Below are 17,700 nucleotides of genomic sequence, written 5' to 3' on the forward strand. Positions count from 1 at the left end.
CGGTATCAGCGAAAAAATTGCTTCATCCCTGCTAGGCAGTAAGGCGGATCACGTTTTAAGGCTAAAGCAAGTTAAAGTGGTCGGCATCTAAAGCGGCTGGAAATTTTTCACGAAAAGCATGTAATGCCTTAAGATCGGCTGTGGCATAGAGCACTCCGGCTTCGTCTGCGGCAAGCTCTGCTATTGGCTTTCCCAGATAGTCCACAATTAAACTGTCACCCGCATACTGCATACCATTACCATCTTGACCCACCCGATTACAGCCAAACACATAAGCTTGATTTTCAATCGCCCGCGCTTGCAATAACACCCACCAGGCACGACTGCGCGGTGCTGGCCAGTTAGCCACGTAGATCATCGCATCATAGTCATTTTTATTACGGCTAAATACGGGAAAACGCAGGTCATAACAGACTTGGAGCAAGATGCGCCAGCCACGGTAATTAACAATAACGCGCTGCTGCCCAGCCTGATAAGCATGATGCTCTCCGGCCATACGGAACAAATGCCGCTTATCATAAAATTGCACTGCGCCATCCGGCGTCACAAAATATAATCGATTTACCCGATGATCTTCTGCCGTGCGCACAGCAACTGAGCCAGTGATGGCCGCCTGATACAACGCAGCTTGCTGTTTTAACCACAACAAGGCCTCACCCGGTTCAGGCTCTGCCACTTGCGAGCTGTCCATACTAAAGCCAGTACTAAACATTTCGGGTAGCACAATTAAGTCTACCTGCTCTAAATCAGCTAATTGCGCCGTCAACTGAGTCAGGTTTGCGTGGCAATCTTGCCACACTAACGTGGTTTGCAGCACCGCGACCTTTAAAGTTGACATAAGATCTCCGCAGCCTGCGCCAAAGTATGTTGCTCTTTAGCAAAACATAAACGAATAATCCGATCTGCTGAACCTTGCTGATAAAACACAGAAAGCGGAATGGCTGCCACTTTATGCTCAGTGGTGAGCCACTGACAAAACTGCACATCGGTCATTTCGGCAGCAATTGCACGGTAATCTAACAACTGAAAGTAAGTGCCGGCACAGGGAAGCAAGGTAAATCGGCTAGTCGCTAGCGCCGCAGCAAAAAAATCACGCTTTTGCTGATAAAATTGCCCCAACTCGGCAACCTGTTCGGGTTGCTGTTGCAACATATCCGCAATGGCATATTGGGCCGGCGTAAAACTGGCAAAGGTGACATATTGATGAATCTTTCTAAACTCAGCGGTGAACGAAGGCGGGGCTATGGCATAGCCTAATTTCCAGCCAGTAACATGAAAGGTTTTACCAAAAGAGGATACCACCACGGTACGCGCCGCTAATGCCGCGAAACAATGCGCACTCAGTTGTGCAGCCTGGTCAAACACCATGTGCTCATACACTTCGTCACTGATGCAATACAGTTGATGTGTCAGCACCAACTGCTGTAAAGCCAGCCAGTCTGATTCCTTAAACACCATACCGGTGGGGTTATGCGGGCTATTGACGATAATTAATCGGGTCCGAGGCGTCATCACCGCGGATACTAGTGACCAGTCAACCTGATAATCAGGTGCTTGCAGCCTAACATGCACGGGCGTACCACCGGCTAACTGAATTGCCGGAGCATAACTGTCGTAGGCGGGATCAAACAGCAGAACCTCATCACCAGGCTGCACGAGCATTTGGATTGCCACAAATAAGGCTTCCGTTGCACCTGACGTTACCGTGATCTCATTATCGGCACAGACCTGTCGCTGATAACAACGCGCGGTTAACGCCGCAATTTGTGCTCGTAACATCGGCACACCAGGCATCGGCGCATATTGATTTAAACCCTCCGCACTGTGCTTAGCTAAGCGCTGTAACAGGAACGGATTAGCTGCAAAATCCGGAAAACCTTGCGACAGATTAATGGCATGATGCTCTGCCGCTAATTGCGACATCTGACTAAAGATGGTGGTACCTACCGCAGGTAACTTGGAAACTATCGACATAAGTGCAGAAAAAGTTGCGAAAACCGCCTTCAATGCTATCATTTGGCTTATTTCATGTATAGACATCTATACGCTTAAACACTTAAACGTATGGCTTTATTATTTCCCGCGATGAGGCAAACCGTTATGAAGGTAAGGTTCTGATGAATAATACCGCACAGGTGCAACAACTTAATCCAAACGCTATTGCGCTATGCACTTTAGGCCGTTGGATCGCCAGCCGCCACTGGGTACCCGCCACCGGCGGCAATTTCTCGATCCGTCAAACTGACAATACGGCGTTGGTTACCGCATCAGGTAAAGACAAAGGTGAACTTAGCCCACAAGATTTATTACCAGTAAGCTGGCAAGCCGATCAACTGCATTGCCAATACGGTACTCCCTCGGCAGAAACCGCACTACATGCTCAGCTTTATCAACTAGACCCTCAGATCAAAGCCGTTTTGCATACCCATTCCGTGCATGCTACTGTTTTTTCTCGCTTGATCTGTGCTGATAACTACCCATTTCGTGGTTACGAAATGCAAAAAGCCATCAGCGGCATTCAGAGCCATGAGCAAACACTCACTTTAGCGATTTTTGACAACACCCAAGATATTCCGGCTTTAGCTCGACAAGTACAGCAACGCTGGAAAAGTAAAGCCTTGCCATTTGCGCTGTTAGTTAGAGGCCATGGCCTATATGTGTGGGGATACAGTTTAGCTGAAGCAAAAAGGCATTTAGAAGGCTGGGAATTTCTCATAAACTGCGAGCTTGAACGTCTAAAAATTACAGGAAAACCGTGACTTATTCAGCCATTATTACCGATATAGAAGGCACCACAACACGCATTAGCTTTGTCACTGAGGTGCTGTTTCCTTATGCTCGCTTACATTTAGCGGCTTTTGTTCGTCAGCATCAACAGCAACCTGCGGTCTTAGCGGAACTCACCGCCGTGCGCGAACAGCTACAGCAACCAGAAGCAGATGTTGAACAATGCATTAGTGCCTTGTTGTCCTGGTTAGATGCCGATCAAAAAATTACGCCGTTAAAAAGCCTGCAAGGCATGATTTGGCAAGAGGGTTATCAGCAAGGTCATTTTACGGGCCATCTGTATCCCGATGCCGTAGCGCAATTGCAGACGTGGCAACAGCGCGGTATTCCATTGTACATTTACAGCTCAGGCTCTGTTACTGCCCAACAACTCTTGTTTAAAAACTCTAACGCGGGTGATCTTACTCCCTTACTCAGTGGCTATTTTGATACGCGCATTGGGGGGAAACGCGACTTAGCCAGTTATCAAGCTATTTTAAAACAGCTGCAATTGCCGCCAGCACAGGTGTTGTTTTTATCCGATGTCGTCGCAGAATTAGATGCCGCCCGACAAGCAGGCATGGCTACGGTGCAGTTAATCCGTGAACAACAAGCCGCTAGCGATCACCCCGTTGCCGAAAACTTTTATCAAATAGAGGTATAAATAAGCATGAGTGTTTTGCGTATTTTCGCTATTAATCAACCGGAACAAGCTCGCTTTTCTTCAAGCAACGCGCATGAGATCAGTGCACAGTTACAACAACAAGGCGTGCAATTTACGCAGTGGCAAGCCAATGCGCCTATTGATGAAAACAGCAGCGCTGAGCAAGTAATGTTGGCTTATGCTTCAGATATTGCCAAACTACAACAACAGCAAGGTTACAGCACTGTCGATGTCATTTCTTTGCATCCAAGCCATCCTGACAAGGCGGTATTGCGACAAAAGTTTTTGGATGAGCATATTCATACCGAAGATGAAGTACGATTTTTTGTGCGAGGCCAAGGCTTATTTTGCTTACATTTAGGCGATGAAATCTATCAAGTGTTATGTCAGCAAAATGATTTAATTAGCGTGCCTGCCAACACACCGCACTGGTTTGATATGGGCAGTGCCCCAGATTTTACCGCTATCCGTTTTTTTAATAATACCGAAGGCTGGGTCGCCCATTTTACCGGCAGTGCAGTGTCTCGTCAGTTTCCGCTGTTAGACTAAATTTAGCGCAAAATGCACCAACTTCGTGCATCTTGTGCTTAAAGTCAGCCTATTGTTGCCAGTAAACCACTGAATGCGAAGATATTGCATTTAGTGGTTCAGCTCTTGCATTAATTTTGTCATACTTAACACCTAAACTAACCAATTTATCCCATGCTTTACTGCAGGTAAGTCTTTTATGTCTTTGCAAACACCGCTTCGCGGTCTACGTTGTTTTTGTGTTGCAGCTGAATGTTTAAGCTTCAAAGATACGGCTAAACAGCTGTACTTAACGCCTTCTGCTGTCAGCCATCAGATCAAACAACTTGAAGACAATTTAAATTTAAGCTTATTTGAACGGAAAACACGGGCCATAGAATTAACCGAAACGGGCAAGCAATTTTATCTTGAAATAAAACCGTTACTGGAACAGTTAAGCCAAACCATTACCCAATTTAGCCAAGTTGAGCGCGTGCGTGAAGTTAGTATTTCCATGCCTGAATTCTTTGCCAGTGAACTGTTTGTGCCACGTTTGCGGGGATGGTCAGAGCAATTCCCCAATATCAACTTAAAGTTAGAAACCGTTAAATCACGACGCGAAAACACTAAGTATACCGATGTCTCTGTGGTGCTATCCGGTAAAAAACCTGAAGACGCTTCCGTTTACGATTTATTCCCAATCAGTTACTTACCCGCTTGTAACCCGGCGCTGTTTCAAAAATTGCATAACAAAGGCTACCGGGTATTAGAAAAAACACCGCTGATTTTGCATCAAGCACGGCCAACTGCTTGGCATCAATGGGCCGAACGTGTCGGTTATCATCAATTTCAGCCGAAACAAATTATCCAACTCGATAGTATGTTTAGTGTGGCACGTGCTGCGCAACAGGGTTTGGGCGTTGCGTTAATTCCAATGCCCATCAGCCACGCATGGTTTACTGGCGGCTCTTTAGTTAAATTATTTGAACAAGAGTTAGTCAGTCGCGATCGCTATTACCTCGTGCAACATAATGATGATACCGACCGTCCAGAAATTAAACTGCTGATTGATTGGATCTTAAAAAGCTTTCATACCGCCGACTTCTCTTTACCCGCCATGACTAAGTGATGATTTCTCTGCAATATGCGCTAAGACCATAACAGCCAATCGCCTTCTTCCTCGCTCAAGCTAATTTATTAATAATTGCCAAGTCGCGTAAATGACTATTTTTTCTTTATTTCGCAGCTGCGAATTTTCCAGCCTAATCGACTACTCTTTGCGCAAATACCCCGCATTTACTGCATTTTAGGCTATTATCGCCGCTTTATTAACCTTAAAAAGTTCCCATAATACAGTTGAATAAATTTAATCTATCAGGTTTTTTTTTATCGTTTGTACCGATCGCTACAAAATTCTATAGTTAACCCGTGTTCGAGATTCGAATGCAGCGGTTAAAGTTGTTGAAGGGTGTAACCTACCCTTACCTGTCTACCTTGTCTTAGCCCGGTTTTTATAAACCGGGCATTTTTTTATCAAAAATACCCCGTTAACTTTTACTGTCTCAGTGTTATGAATTAGACAATGAAGTGCTTTGCTTATTTTTTTGGTAACGCCGCCAACACTTTAGCAATCAACTGGTTCAACTCATCGCCATTTCCAATCCAGCGTGCAACCAGCAGTACATCATGCTCTTGATCGAGGTAAATCACGTTACGCCCAGCGCCCTGAAAGGTTACTGCACTTTCTGGTGCAGCCGGTAACGCTTGCCGGCCGGGGTTGAGAAACCAATTAGCATAACCATAATCGGCTTTGGCACTGCCGCCCGTTCTGGCAGCACGAATGAAGTCTTGGTTAATTAATTGCTGGCCTTGCCAATTGCCGTCACGTAAAAATAAATAACCAAAACGCGCTAAATCCCAAGCATTGATAAACATACCGCCGCCCCAGTGCCCCCCACCAGAAACACTTTGGATTTTCTGGCCATCCAGTTCAATCCAGCTGTTGTCGTAACCGTGCCAACGCCATGTGCTGCTGGCACCAATTGGCTGCATAATCCGTTCGTTTAACACCACCGGCAGCGGTTTGCGCCAAACATAGGTGGTGGCCAGCGCCAGCACATTAATGCGCACATCATTGTATTTGTAACGGCTACCCGGCGTATAAAGTGGCCGATTAGGCCAGTCTTTTGCTTCGCCTTCCGGGCGATCGGCCCAATCCGGTTTACCCCATAAGGTTCCCTGCCAATCACTGGTTTGCCGCAGCAAATGATCCCAGCGAATTTGCTGATTGTGATCACTGGCAAAGAGATCACTCGCTGAAGGTAAATAAGGGCCAACTAAATCCTGCACATTGTGGATCAAGCCCTGCTGCAACGCCAAACCGGTTACCGTGGTTAAAAAGGTTTTACTAATACTGTGTGTCATATCGACACTTTGCGTATCGCCCCAAGTCGCAATCACTTTACCTTGATAAATCACCATGCCATTGGCCGCGGCTCTTACCGACATTGGGCCAATAATCTGATCATAGGGTTCGCGTGCGCCAAAGGTGGTGGCTTGTACTAGGGCTTGATCTTTGGCGGCGGGATTTTCGCTGGCAATCGCATAATCCACCGCTTGTTGCAGTTTACTAGCGTTAACGCCCAAGCTTTGTGGGCTAACCTGCTGCCAAGTACCGGCCGGGGGAAAGTAAGTTTCAGCGCTAATCGCAACGCTGCTAAATAACATTAAGGCACTGATCAACGTTAACTTCATAGCGGGCTCTTCTAAAATCGGTTTTAAAGCCCATGCTAACAGTAATGGCGCCACTGTCACAACTTGGTCATGTAAACAACACCCCGCTGTCATCTTTACTGCTTAAAGTGCTTTCATTTGCACATACCCTGGAGATGATAATGCGCTTTAACAAAACTCGACTGGCTCGGTTAATCTGTTTTTCTAGCATGGCGCTAATAATGGCCGGCTGTTCTGGTGACGATGGTGAAAATGGCAGCGATGGCGCTAACGGTTTAGCCGGTTCGGATGGCGCCGCTGGCTTCAACACCTTGATCCGCACAACTCACATTGGCTTAGATCGTGATTGTGATGTCGGAGGGGTAAAACTGGAAACAGGCTTAGACAGCAATCGTAATGATCAGCTCGATGATAGCGAAGTCTCGCAAACGTCTTTATTGTGTAATGCCGCGGCGGCAGAAATTACACCAAATAGCATCAAGCTGGCATTTACTGGCCGATATGAAAGCGGTGTTTTTGGGCAGAGCGCGGCTGAAATAGTCACATTTGATCCTGCAACACAACGCAGCTTTGTCGTTAACGCTCAACTGGGTGAGCTGGATGTGTTAGCCATGGACAATCCAATCGCGCCAATTAAAATAGGTACCATTTCTGTGGCAGATATTGCTGCGGGTGCACAAGTTAACAGCGTAGCAATATACAAAGGGCTTATTGCAGTAGCCATTGAAGCTGCAAATAAAACAGATAACGGCTTTGTCGCCTTTTATCGCGCTGAAGATCTGAGCAAACTGGCGCAGGTACAAGTAGGTGCGCTACCCGATATGCTCACTTTTACCCCAAATGGCCAGTTTTTATTAGTTGCTAATGAAGGTGAGCCCAGTGACGATTATCAAGTTGATCCTGAAGGTTCAATCAGCATAATTAGTGTCAGTGATCTGAATAATATCACTCAAGCACAAGTGCGCACGGCCGGATTTAACGCCTTCAACACAGCAAAAGCCGAACTCTTAACCACCGGTGTTCGGGTGTATGGCCCCAATGCTAGCGTGGCTCAAGATCTGGAACCTGAATATCTTGCCGTTGCACCAGACAGTAAAACCGCATGGGCGGTCTTACAAGAAAATAATGCCGTTGCGGTGATAGATATTGAAAGCGCCAGTATCAGCGCTATTTTGCCTTTAGGCTTTAAAGATCATGCTGCCAGTGGCCATGGCCTTGACCTCAGTGATACTGAAGACGGTATTAATATTGCGCAATGGCCCGGTATCACCGGTATGTACCAACCTGATGCGATGGCCGCTTATCAAGTGGGCAATACCACTTATCTCATCACGGCCAACGAGGGGGATGCCCGAGCTTGGGGCGAAAACAACGCCGCTTATTTTGGTACCGCCGGCAACACTCCTTGTAATGGCGATACCAACAAGGGGTTTATCGAAGAGTTCCGCGTTAAACATTTAGTGCATCGTAATGGTTTTGATCGCCGCTGTGGCGATGACTTACCCGCCCATTTACGTGAGTTAGCAGCCGGCGCCCTACTTAACCCCAGCGTTTTCGCTTACTGTGGCGCAGCGCTGGGCGAACCCGGCAACTGTCGCGAAGATGATCTGTTAGGCCGCGTAAACGTCAGTTGGACCATGGGTTACCAAACTCATGCTGATGGCTCACCATTGCTTTACAAAGCCGATGGCACTTTACCTGCGTTGGGTGAAACAGGCGACAGATTGATGTATGACAAACTGTATACCTACGGTGCGCGCTCCTTTGCCATCTGGGATACCACAGATATGTCATTAAAATATGATTCTGGCGACTTTTTAGAACAGCTGCTAGCCAGTGACGATTGTATGCTGGGTAGTAACCGCGACATACCTTGCAAAGACTGGTTTAACAGCAACCATGAAGAAGGTGATGCCTTTGACAATCGCAGCGATAATAAAGGGCCGGAGCCAGAAGGCTTAGCTGTCGGTAAAATTGGCAATAAACATTATGCTTTTATAGGCTTAGAGCGGATGGGCGGTATAGTGGTATTTGATATCAGTAATCCTGCAGCACCTGTTTTCCAAGATTATTTGAATAGCCGTGATTTTTGGGATGAAGCTGATCCGTCACTCAATTTAAGCAACAGCGGCGACTTGGGCCCTGAAGGTTTATTTTTTGTACCCGCAAAACATTCACCTAGCGGCCAACCCATGCTGCTTGTTGGCAATGAAGTCAGTGGCACCACTAGCGTATATCATATCCAGTTACAGTAAACATTGCGCTTGACGTTATCGCCTAACACCTGCTGCGAAATCACGCAGGTGTTAGGCCTTAACACAACGCCTAAACTACCATTTGCCAATAACGTAACTGAGCAGTAACAGGTTTGCCGCTACGGACAGCCAAAACCAGGCCAGAAAAGAGAGTAACCGTCCTTATTTAGGTTTATTCAGCAGCGCTTTTAAATCAGCAAAAGGATTATGCGTTGCCGCTGCGACCTTTTGCTCGGTGGTGCCGCCATACAACACATATTCGTGGAATTTATTGTGCTCGTTATCGTGGCAATAAATACACAACAGCTCCCAATTGCTGCCATCTGCAGGGTTATTGCTGTGATTATGATCAATATGATGCACCGTTAATTCTCTCAGGTTTGAGTGCACAAATTCACGGGCACAACGGCCACAAACCCAGGGATACATTTTTAACGCTTTATCGCGATAACCTTGCTCTTGTTGCTGATAAGCACTTTTGCTCATGACTGTCCTAGTATTTTTGGGGTGGCATGGCAGATAACCGCCACTGCGAGGCAAACCATTTCGATGAAGGGTTATCTTACCAGCCTGTTTGATTGATGCAATTCATCAGCGCTGCGTCACCGCAAAAAATGCAGCTTATTGCAACGGCTCTCTCTATTGCAGCAACACCATTGAGTGGGCGTAACCGCAGGGGTTAATACCTGAGCTTAAATGACTTAGCGGCTGCCACCCATTTTTAAACCATTGTGGTCCTTACCGCGTCTTTTAGACTAAACATTCTCAACACCTAGACCAAAGTCGACAGCCCTGTCGCTTGCAAAATGGCAGCAGTTGGCCTAAATTAGACCAAGCAGTCTAATTAATTAAAGTGAGCTATGGATAACCAAAAGCGCCAACGCGGCCGACCGAAGAAAAACCAAGATGCCGATCCGAATACCAAGGCCGTGCTGCTGCGCGCAGGCTTAGTATGGTTGACCTCGTCAGGATTTAACCAAAGCAGTTTGGATACTATATTAAGCTCGGTGCAGGTCCCCAAAGGTTCGTTTTATCATTACTTCGAAAACAAAGAAGCTTATGGGTTAGAAGTATTAGCTCACTATCGCCAGTACTTTGAAGCGAAATTAAGCAAACATCTTAACGACCCCCGTTATCCCCCTCTGCAACGGCTTAGCCATTTTATGAGCGATGCCAGTAACGGTATGGCTAAGTATCAATTTAGTCGGGGCTGCCTGATCGGTAATTTAGAACTGGAACTACCGCAATTACCCGACACCTTTCGCCACGCTATTGTGGCGACCTATAGCAGCTGGCAAGCATTGGTCGCGAATTGCTTAAAACAAGCACAAGCCCAAGCTGAGATCACGGCAGATAAAGACCCAGCAGCTTTAGCAGAAGTATTTTGGATCGGTTGGGAAGGTGCGGTCGCGCGGGCGCGCTTGCTGCAATCCGCACAACCGTTACAGCAATTTGGTCAGTTCTTTTTGAAACAACTTACCCATTAATTTTAATTACACCCCACTGTAAAACGGAGAATCGTATGTTTAAGGCCATTTTAATTAATAAAGATGACCAAGGTTATCGCGCTGAGTTAACAACCGTAGACGAGCAACAACTGCCTGCCGGTGATGTCACCGTAAAAGTGTTAACCAGTACCCTCAATTATAAAGACGGCTTGGCCATTACCGGCAAAGCGCCGGTTGTGCGCGCATTCCCCATGGTGCCCGGCATCGATTTGGTTGGCGAAGTATTGCAATCTGATTCTAGCCGTTTTCAAGTCGGTGATAAGGTGCTGCTCAACGGCTTTGGGGTGGGCGAAGGTCATTGGGGTGGCTTAGCTGAAAAAGCCCGTTTAAAAAGTGATTGGCTGATCCCGCTTCCTAAAGGCATCAGCCCAGCGCAAGCGATGGGTGTAGGTACGGCAGGCTATACCGCGATGCTTTGTGTGCTCGCGCTGCAAAAACATGGCGTTACCCCTGAGCAAGGTGAAATTTTAGTGACGGGTGCCAATGGCGGTGTCGGTAGTTATGCGGTGCGCTTACTCAGCAAGCTGGGTTTTAACGTGGTGGCGGCCACCGGGCGGCCTGAAGAAAGTGACTACCTGAAAAAACTCGGTGCAACCGACATTTTAGCCCGTGAACAATTAAGTGCGCCGGGCAAACCGCTGCAAAAAGAACGTTGGGCGGGAGTTGTCGATTGCGTCGGTAGCCATACCCTCGCCAACGCCTGTGCTAGCACCCGTTATGGTGGTGCCGTTGCCGCTTGCGGCTTGGCACAAGGCATGGATTTCCCCTCTTCCGTGGCGCCCTTTATCCTGCGCGGTGTCGTGTTATACGGCATTGATAGCGTAATGCGCCCATTAGCAGATCGCATTGAAGCCTGGCAACGGTTAAGTGAATTGTTAACCGCTGAAGATTTTGACACCATCAGCCACGATATTACCTTAGAACAAGTGGTCACGACCGCGAACGACCTGCTGCAAGGTAAAGTACGCGGCCGAGTAATTGTGAAAGTCGCTGAGTAATGCTTAGCGTTACATTGATAACCTGCCCGCTTTTGCGGGCAGTTTTGATTTAACAGCAGCGAAATAATTCGCCTGCATCACTGAGTTTAATTAATAAAAAATTAAACCCCTACTCTCTTGCCTAAAAGTATTAAATAGCTGCATTGAGCGAACAACAGAAATTTCTGCCGCATCAAAATGTCTATGCGCATGTCCGCAATTACTCATAAATGAACCACTTTTTCGCCGTTGGCGAGTAACTTTCTTTTGTCTCGCCAAAAGAAAGTCACCAAAGAAAATTCGACCAACGTTGCAGCGAAAGCCCGTTCAATTTTGCCCGCCCAAGGCGACGAGGTAACTCGCTCGGTGCTACCGCTCCTCACTCAAACACCCCTCGTCTTAAAACCTTGGTCGTGCAAACTTGCTCGGCTTGCAACGTAATGGGATTTAAAAGCACTTCAGCCTTTGGAGTATTTCGATTTAAGATTATGACTGCTTTGAGCGATTAGCGGACATTAACGTCAATAAAATGAAATCATACTTATTTTGCACTTTAAAAGTGATTAAAGTGCAGATTTTTAACTGAATCAGTGACAAAGCACATACCTTGTCACCAACAAAGATAAATTATTGCTATCACCACCTCAGATAAAGCTTACATTTAACAAACAATTTATTCTGAAAATTTCTTAATTGCTGCTCAAAAGACATTGATATAAATGACAAAAGTACCCAAGTCTTTCTTCTAGTAATACCGTGCTCAAAACAAATTGTTTATCTCGGCGCAAACATTATCACTGCCATGCCTGCGAGCATTAGCCCGACGCCAGCCAGATCCCAGCGGTGTGGTTGAATGCCATCTACTCCCCACAACCAGACTATTGCTATTGTCACGTATACTCCGCCATAAGCCGCGTAAACACGTCCAGCAGCCGTTGGGTGAAGCGTTAACAACCAGGCAAATAATGCCAGACTGATTGCAGCAGGTAACAGCACCCAGGCTGAAGCTCCTTTTTTCAGCCACAAGTAAGGCAAATAGCAACCGACAATTTCTGCTATTGCAGTAATGATAAATAAACCTAACGTTGTAATGACGGTCACTTCACTGCACCTTATCCGGGACTTCATCCCGACAATGTTCTTGTGTTAACTCCAGTTCTATCGTGGTATGTGCTAAATCAAACTGCTCCAATGCGTTAGCAATACGCAGCTTAATATCGGCATAATGGTTTGCAGTAAATGCCTTGCTGGCATTGGTTACCACATGTGCGGTGAGTACATGATGTTCACCATCAAGCGACCAGAGATGCAGGTGATGAATGCTGTCTAACTCATCAATCTTCAGCAAAGTATCTTGGATTTCATTTTGCAATTTGCTGTCTGGCGCGGCTTGCAGAAATAAACGCGCAGTTGTGCTGAGGTTTCGTAAAACATTAACCAAAATAAATAAGGTGAAACCAATAGAAAGCAAAGGGTCAAGGATAGGCCAATCCACAAATTGCAACACAATAGCCACAACCAAAACTGCAACCCACCCAAGAACGTCTTCAAGCAAATGCCAATTCAGCACTTTTTCATTCAGTGTATTTCCTTTACTCAAGCGGTAAGCGGCAAAGCCATTGACTGCAACACCCAGCACAGCTAAAGCCAGCATTCCCTCTGTCACTGGCATTACCGGGTTAGCCAGCCGCGGTATTGCCTCAGTCAGTACCCAAACCGATCCGGCAATCAATACCAAGCCGTTAATTAAGGCGCCAAACAATGACAATCTGCGGTAGCCGTAAGTAAATTGTCGGTTTGCAGACTCTCGGCCAAGCCGGTTCAACAGCCATGCACTGCCAATAGATAAGCTATCACCCAGGTCATGCACTGCATCTGCCATAATTGCTGTGCTGTTGGTTAACCAACCGCCGATAAACTCAATTATGGTGAAACCCACATTAAGAAAAAAAGCCATAGCGATCCGGTTGTCGCTGTCGTCTTTGATATGTGAATGGTTGTGCTGGTGCATTAAGACTCACCTATTTATTGCTGATAACAACTTAGTTGGTTTGACTAACGGCTTCATTCAGTTGTTTTAAAATACCACAGTGCTCTACCGTGCGCTTCGAGTTGCAGCTAAGACGTAAAGCCTTTAGTTGTTTATTAAGCTGCGTTAAATCCGCTATGCGACGTTCTACCTGTTCGATATGCTGTTCAATCATCTGATTGACATCATCACACTGCGACATTGGCGAGTCATTCAAACTCAGTAACTGACGAATTTCTGCCAAACTCAGATCTAAACTCCGGCAGTGTTTAATAAATAGCAGTCGCTCGATGTCGGCCTGATCATAGAGACGAAAATTGCCATCACTACGTATTTTCGCCGAAAGAAGCTGCTCCTTGTCATAGTGACGGATAGTTTGAACAGAACAGCCGGAGATTTTTGCCAGCTCACCAATTTTTATTATCATGCTGCGGCCTATTGACTCTATAGTTACTATAGACTTTAAACTATGTTCCATAACAACCCAAGGTTTATCGGTTATGAATCCAAAATGCTGTTCCAATGATAAGTGTAGCGAAACGGGCAACAGTGAAAATAGCGCCGTTGATGCACCTGATAAGCATGCAAAATATGCCTACCTTAGTGAATTTAGGGTGCCTAAAATGGACTGCCCTGCCGAAGAGCGTTTGATCCGTATGGCGCTGGAAACAGTTGAGCCTGGTGTTCTGTTACAGTTTGATATCCCACAACGGCAGGTTCGCGTTTTTCACACAGTTAATGCCAATGAAATTACACCAAAAATGCACAGCTTAGGGCTGGGCGCATCGCTGACAAAGACCGGGCCGGTGAAACACGAAGAGGTAACGCAGGCCAGACAATCCACAGCATCAGGTTCGCAGCGTGAGGGGTTAATTTTAAAGTGGTTGCTGGGCATTAACGCGGTGATGTTTGCAGTAGAGTTTGTGACCGGTTGGCTGGCCCAATCAACCGGGTTAATAGCTGACTCTCTGGATATGTTTGCCGATGCAGCGGTATACGGGGTTGCGCTATACGCAGTCGGGCGTAGTAGCAAGGTTCAATTAAACGCCGCACAGCTTGCCGGCTGGCTGCAATTGGCTTTAGCCTTAGGGGTGATCAGTGAGGTGATACGGCGCTACCTGTTTGGTAGCGAGCCTGTGTCGACGTTGATGTTAATTATGGGCGCTATTGCTTTGGTTGCTAATGTGATCTGTCTTTCGTTAATTCATCAACAAAAAGAAAGCGGCGCGCATATGAAAGCCAGTTGGATTTTTTCTGCAAATGACGTTATCGCAAATGCAGGGGTGATTTTGGCCGGATTATTAGTCACCTGGACCGGGTCACGCTATCCGGATCTGGTAATAGGGTTCATCATTGGATTAGTTGTACTCAATGGTGCGCGCAGGATTTTACAGCTAAAAGCGTAGCTTGTTGTTAAGTCGCAATAGCGCTACCATAGCGCTAACTTACTGAGGGATTTATGTTAGGTCGTACATCAGGCTTATTATTACTGTTGCTGACTATGCTGACTATGCTGAATCATGCCGTGATGGCCTGTGATGCGTTAGTTATGCATTTGCCCGATCATGCCCATACCTACACTGACCTGCAACATGAACACTGCCACTCAGATACCCTTTTCGACGTAAGCAGTGAGCAAGTCACTGCACATAACGTTGAACATAACTCTGAGCATGATACCGACGAACACAGTAATCATGCTCATGTCACCTGCTATATCGCTTTTTTTCAGGGCATGGAGGTGCTTAACTTCCGTGACAGCGTTATAGCCGCTACCCAACCAGGGTTAAACCTCATTAGCTATCGCCCACCGGTGCCGCCGCCAAATATCTGATCCTGCTTGTTTATCCTTTTTATTAACGATTAACTTTCAGGAGCATACCCATGCGTATGACACTAATGCTGCCAGCAATACTGGCGGCGGTATTTTGCGCGCTTCCGCTATGTGCCGAGCCGCAAGCACTGACATTACAACAGGCAATAGATAAAACACTGCAACACAACCCGCAGCTGCATCAGTTTAAATTTACCCAACAGCGACTGCTGGCAGAGCGTGATGTGCAAAGCCTTAAACCCGGTTATCAACTCGGTGTAGAGCTTGAGAACGTTGCGGGCACCGGAGAGGCCAGAGGGCTGGCCGGTGCTGAGCTGACAGTCGCCTTATCTTCCGTGATAGAGCTGGATAACAAAGCTCAGTGGCGCGCTGCGGTAGTAGACGCCAGGCTCAATACTCTTGATTGGCAGCAACAAGCGCAAACCCTCGATGTGCTGGCCGAACTTACCCGCAATTATATTAATCTATTGGCCAGCCAGCAGGAATTGACACTGACAGAAGAGGCAGTAGAGCTCTCAGAAGCCCTGCTGCAAAGCGCAGAAAAACGTGCCGCCAGCGGTGCCTTGTCAGATGCTGAAATCATGCGGGCAAAGGCGCAACTGGCTCAGGTTCAGATCGGGCGGGACGCCCTGTTGCAGCGCATTGAGCGGCAAAAAATAGCCATAGCACGTTTTTGGGGTGATACCAGCGCCAACTTTAACGTTGTGGCAGGTAATTTGTTTGCTTTTGGTCAAAGCCGCCCTTTTGCCGAGCTGTATCAGCGGCTGCAACAATCGCCGGCGTTAACCATTTTTGCCTCTGAACGTCGGTTAAAAGACGCTGAAGTGCGACTGGCGCAAAGCCAAAACCGCGCAGATCTGAGTTGGCAAGTAGGGGTAAGACGCTATCAGGCCAGTGACGATACAGGCCTTACCTTTGGTATCTCAGTGCCATTATTTGCTGAACGTCGCAATAGTGCAGCCATCGAAGCTGCGCTGGCAGAGCGAAACAATGTCGAGTATCGGCAGCAGGATAGCTTACTGATCCTGCATGAACGCTTGTTTGATGCCTACTCGCAACGGCAGCAATTCATTACCAGTCACCAACAGTTGGCGCAGTACGTGATCCCCAACCTGGAACAAGCGCTGGATCTTACGCGTGATGCATACCAGCGCGGGCGCTCAAATTATCAAGATTGGCTTAATGCCCAGCAAGAATTGTTGCAGGCAAAAAGACAAATACTGGAAACCGCCACTGCGGTGCTATTGAGCCAGGCGACGATTGAACAGCTTACCGCCGAGCCGGTAACGCAGTAACTGACAAGATTATTGCCCCGGTGCCGCACTTCATTAACTGTGCGACGTGGCAAACAGAATATACAGGAAGATAGCATTATGAAGTCACATCTAACACTGGCAATGTTTATTGCAGCCTGGCTGATGCCGATGCAAGTAATGGCTGCCAATGAGCAAGAACATGCGCATGTCCATGCCAAAGAGCAAGCGGTAAAACCGCAATCTGACGCTAAGAAAAATGAAGAGCACGAAAAACACGGCGAGAACGAAGAACATGAAGAACATGAAGAACACAATGAGCATGAAGGGCACGACGAAAACGACGAGCATGAACACAATGAAACCCTAAGCAGCCGCATTAGTGATGATATGGCTACGGCGGTAAATATTGTCACTGATCGTGCTGACAGCCAGTTATTACGCCAACATCAGGTGGTTTATGGCAAGCTTAGTGCTGATCCAAACCGCATAAGCCATGTTAATGCCCGTTTTCCCGGTCTTCTTACCTCGGTGAAATTCTCACTGGGTGACAGCGTAAAAGCAGGCGATGTGCTGGCCGTTGTCGAGTCAAATGAGAGCTTAAATACCTATGCCATTAAAGCACCAATTGACGGCGTTGTTATTCAGCGCAGCGCCAATGTTGGTGAAATCGCACAGCAGCAGACGCTGTTCAGCATTGCTGATTTTGGCAGCCTGTGGGCCGATTTTCGCGTGTACCCATCACAACAAGTTGCTGTCGCGACAGGACAAACAGTGGTCATTATGGCCGCTGACACTGAGATTAACGGCGTAATTGCGCATATCATTCCGTCATTAACCCAGCCCTATCAACTGGCCAGAGTTAAGCTGGATAACCGTGACGGTAAACTGTCGTCCGGGCAATTAATCGAGGGTGCTGTAATAAGCGGTGAATTCAACGTTGAGCTTGCCGTTAAAAAGTCGGCCATTCAAATACTGGACAATAAAAGCGGAGTCTTCGTAAAAAACAATAGCGAATATGCCTTTACCCCATTACAGCTTGGCCGTAGCGACATGGATTATGTCGAAGTGATTGCCGGTTTAAAGCCCGGCCAGTGGTATGTCACGACAAATAGCTATCTGTTAAAAGCGGATATTGAGAAATCTGAAGCCGAGCACGCGCATTAAGGGGGCA

General features: G+C 47.0%; 18 protein-coding genes. 11 read left to right on the plus strand and 7 right to left on the minus strand.

Translation table 11 applies throughout. The features are described 5' to 3' along the window. Positions 1-61: 61 nt before the first annotated feature. A complete protein-coding gene (locus ACUJFL_RS00475; protein ID WP_445428177.1) occupies positions 62-838 on the minus strand; it encodes an amidohydrolase in 777 nt (258 codons plus the stop codon). Further along, positions 826-1,974 (minus strand): methionine aminotransferase, encoded by a 1,149-nt coding sequence (locus tag ACUJFL_RS00480; RefSeq protein ID WP_445428178.1) that lies wholly within the window; start codon positions 1,972-1,974, stop codon positions 826-828. The genes ACUJFL_RS00475 and ACUJFL_RS00480 overlap by 13 nt, the downstream gene beginning before the upstream one ends. A 143-nt stretch (positions 1,975-2,117) precedes the next feature. Between ACUJFL_RS00480 and ACUJFL_RS00485 the strand changes: the two genes are divergently transcribed. The 4 genes from ACUJFL_RS00485 to ACUJFL_RS00500 all read left to right on the plus strand — a co-directional run bounded on the left by ACUJFL_RS00485 (position 2,118) and on the right by ACUJFL_RS00500 (position 5,066). Further along, positions 2,118-2,759 (plus strand): methylthioribulose 1-phosphate dehydratase, encoded by a 642-nt coding sequence (locus ACUJFL_RS00485; RefSeq protein WP_445428179.1) that lies wholly within the window; start codon positions 2,118-2,120, stop codon positions 2,757-2,759. Next, complete coding sequence (gene mtnC, locus ACUJFL_RS00490) at positions 2,756-3,430, plus strand: acireductone synthase (RefSeq protein WP_445428180.1); 675 nt, start codon at positions 2,756-2,758, stop codon at positions 3,428-3,430. Before ACUJFL_RS00485 ends, mtnC begins: the two co-directional genes overlap by 4 nt. A 6-nt stretch (positions 3,431-3,436) precedes the next feature. Beyond that, on the plus strand, positions 3,437-3,979 hold the full coding sequence (locus ACUJFL_RS00495; RefSeq protein WP_226751368.1) for a 1,2-dihydroxy-3-keto-5-methylthiopentene dioxygenase: 543 nt from the start codon (positions 3,437-3,439) through the stop codon (positions 3,977-3,979). A 178-nt stretch (positions 3,980-4,157) separates the two neighbouring features. Beyond that, positions 4,158-5,066, plus strand: coding sequence for a LysR substrate-binding domain-containing protein (locus ACUJFL_RS00500; protein ID WP_226751369.1), 909 nt, complete (start codon positions 4,158-4,160; stop codon positions 5,064-5,066). A gap of 467 nt (positions 5,067-5,533) precedes the next feature. Here ACUJFL_RS00500 and ACUJFL_RS00505 read toward each other — a convergent pair whose 3' ends face one another. Then, a complete protein-coding gene (locus tag ACUJFL_RS00505; protein WP_445428181.1) occupies positions 5,534-6,691 on the minus strand; it encodes a serine hydrolase domain-containing protein in 1,158 nt (385 codons plus the stop codon). A 140-nt stretch (positions 6,692-6,831) separates the two neighbouring features. Here ACUJFL_RS00505 and ACUJFL_RS00510 point away from each other — a divergent pair, with 140 nt between their 5' ends. Continuing rightward, entirely contained in the window at positions 6,832-8,925 is a 2,094-nt protein-coding gene (locus tag ACUJFL_RS00510; protein WP_445428182.1) for a choice-of-anchor I family protein, read from the plus strand. A gap of 162 nt (positions 8,926-9,087) precedes the next feature. On the opposite strand, the gene ACUJFL_RS00515 is transcribed toward ACUJFL_RS00510, so the two are convergent. Beyond that, positions 9,088-9,411 (minus strand): YajD family HNH nuclease, encoded by a 324-nt coding sequence (locus tag ACUJFL_RS00515; protein ID WP_226751378.1) that lies wholly within the window; start codon positions 9,409-9,411, stop codon positions 9,088-9,090. Positions 9,412-9,785: 374 nt separating this feature from the next. Here ACUJFL_RS00515 and acuR point away from each other — a divergent pair, with 374 nt between their 5' ends. After that, on the plus strand, positions 9,786-10,412 hold the full coding sequence (gene acuR, locus ACUJFL_RS00520; protein ID WP_306178605.1) for an acrylate utilization transcriptional regulator AcuR: 627 nt from the start codon (positions 9,786-9,788) through the stop codon (positions 10,410-10,412). Between the two features lie 35 nt (positions 10,413-10,447). Continuing rightward, entirely contained in the window at positions 10,448-11,431 is a 984-nt protein-coding gene (acuI, locus tag ACUJFL_RS00525; RefSeq protein ID WP_445428183.1) for an acrylyl-CoA reductase (NADPH), read from the plus strand. A 753-nt stretch (positions 11,432-12,184) separates the two neighbouring features. Here the strand turns inward: acuI and ACUJFL_RS00530 are convergent. Genes ACUJFL_RS00530 through cadR form a run of 3 tightly spaced genes read right to left on the minus strand, consistent with a single transcriptional unit; the run spans position 12,185 to position 13,866 of the window. After that, on the minus strand, positions 12,185-12,538 hold the full coding sequence (locus ACUJFL_RS00530) for a YnfA family protein (protein WP_049766853.1): 354 nt from the start codon (positions 12,536-12,538) through the stop codon (positions 12,185-12,187). Beyond that, entirely contained in the window at positions 12,513-13,421 is a 909-nt protein-coding gene (locus ACUJFL_RS00535) for a cation diffusion facilitator family transporter (RefSeq protein WP_445428184.1), read from the minus strand. Before ACUJFL_RS00535 ends, ACUJFL_RS00530 begins: the two co-directional genes overlap by 26 nt. 31 nt (positions 13,422-13,452) lie before the next feature. Further along, a complete protein-coding gene (gene cadR, locus ACUJFL_RS00540; protein ID WP_008224336.1) occupies positions 13,453-13,866 on the minus strand; it encodes a Cd(II)/Pb(II)-responsive transcriptional regulator in 414 nt (137 codons plus the stop codon). Positions 13,867-13,939: 73 nt separating this feature from the next. Between cadR and ACUJFL_RS00545 the strand changes: the two genes are divergently transcribed. From ACUJFL_RS00545 to ACUJFL_RS00560, 4 genes are all read left to right on the plus strand, one after another. Then, entirely contained in the window at positions 13,940-14,845 is a 906-nt protein-coding gene (locus ACUJFL_RS00545; RefSeq protein ID WP_011918388.1) for a cation transporter, read from the plus strand. 53 nt (positions 14,846-14,898) lie between these two features. Then, a complete protein-coding gene (locus tag ACUJFL_RS00550; protein WP_445428185.1) occupies positions 14,899-15,273 on the plus strand; it encodes a cobalt transporter in 375 nt (124 codons plus the stop codon). 50 nt (positions 15,274-15,323) lie between these two features. Next, entirely contained in the window at positions 15,324-16,568 is a 1,245-nt protein-coding gene (locus ACUJFL_RS00555) for a TolC family protein (protein WP_305976153.1), read from the plus strand. 78 nt (positions 16,569-16,646) lie between these two features. Then, positions 16,647-17,693, plus strand: a complete 1,047-nt coding sequence (locus ACUJFL_RS00560) for an efflux RND transporter periplasmic adaptor subunit (protein ID WP_014611698.1) — start codon at positions 16,647-16,649, stop codon at positions 17,691-17,693. Positions 17,694-17,700: the final 7 nt, after the last annotated feature.

The organism is Alishewanella sp. HL-SH05, assembly GCF_052655985.1.

Bases quoted from the DNA above. Each gene is read 5' to 3' on its own strand.
- ACUJFL_RS00475 (WP_445428177.1), bottom strand. From the start codon at position 838: ATGTCAACTTTAAAGGTCGCGGTGCTGCAAACCACGTTAGTGTGGCAA.
- ACUJFL_RS00480 (WP_445428178.1), bottom strand. From the start codon at position 1,974: ATGTCGATAGTTTCCAAGTTACCTGCGGTAGGTACCACCATCTTTAGT.
- ACUJFL_RS00485 (WP_445428179.1), top strand. From the start codon at position 2,118: ATGAATAATACCGCACAGGTGCAACAACTTAATCCAAACGCTATTGCG.
- ACUJFL_RS00495 (WP_226751368.1), top strand. From the start codon at position 3,437: ATGAGTGTTTTGCGTATTTTCGCTATTAATCAACCGGAACAAGCTCGC.
- ACUJFL_RS00500 (WP_226751369.1), top strand. From the start codon at position 4,158: ATGTCTTTGCAAACACCGCTTCGCGGTCTACGTTGTTTTTGTGTTGCA.
- ACUJFL_RS00505 (WP_445428181.1), bottom strand. From the start codon at position 6,691: ATGAAGTTAACGTTGATCAGTGCCTTAATGTTATTTAGCAGCGTTGCG.
- ACUJFL_RS00510 (WP_445428182.1), top strand. From the start codon at position 6,832: ATGCGCTTTAACAAAACTCGACTGGCTCGGTTAATCTGTTTTTCTAGC.
- ACUJFL_RS00515 (WP_226751378.1), bottom strand. From the start codon at position 9,411: ATGAGCAAAAGTGCTTATCAGCAACAAGAGCAAGGTTATCGCGATAAA.
- acuR (WP_306178605.1), top strand. From the start codon at position 9,786: ATGGATAACCAAAAGCGCCAACGCGGCCGACCGAAGAAAAACCAAGAT.
- acuI (WP_445428183.1), top strand. From the start codon at position 10,448: ATGTTTAAGGCCATTTTAATTAATAAAGATGACCAAGGTTATCGCGCT.
- ACUJFL_RS00530 (WP_049766853.1), bottom strand. From the start codon at position 12,538: ATGAAGTCCCGGATAAGGTGCAGTGAAGTGACCGTCATTACAACGTTA.
- ACUJFL_RS00535 (WP_445428184.1), bottom strand. From the start codon at position 13,421: ATGCACCAGCACAACCATTCACATATCAAAGACGACAGCGACAACCGG.
- cadR (WP_008224336.1), bottom strand. From the start codon at position 13,866: ATGATAATAAAAATTGGTGAGCTGGCAAAAATCTCCGGCTGTTCTGTT.
- ACUJFL_RS00545 (WP_011918388.1), top strand. From the start codon at position 13,940: ATGAATCCAAAATGCTGTTCCAATGATAAGTGTAGCGAAACGGGCAAC.
- ACUJFL_RS00550 (WP_445428185.1), top strand. From the start codon at position 14,899: ATGTTAGGTCGTACATCAGGCTTATTATTACTGTTGCTGACTATGCTG.
- ACUJFL_RS00555 (WP_305976153.1), top strand. From the start codon at position 15,324: ATGCGTATGACACTAATGCTGCCAGCAATACTGGCGGCGGTATTTTGC.
- ACUJFL_RS00560 (WP_014611698.1), top strand. From the start codon at position 16,647: ATGAAGTCACATCTAACACTGGCAATGTTTATTGCAGCCTGGCTGATG.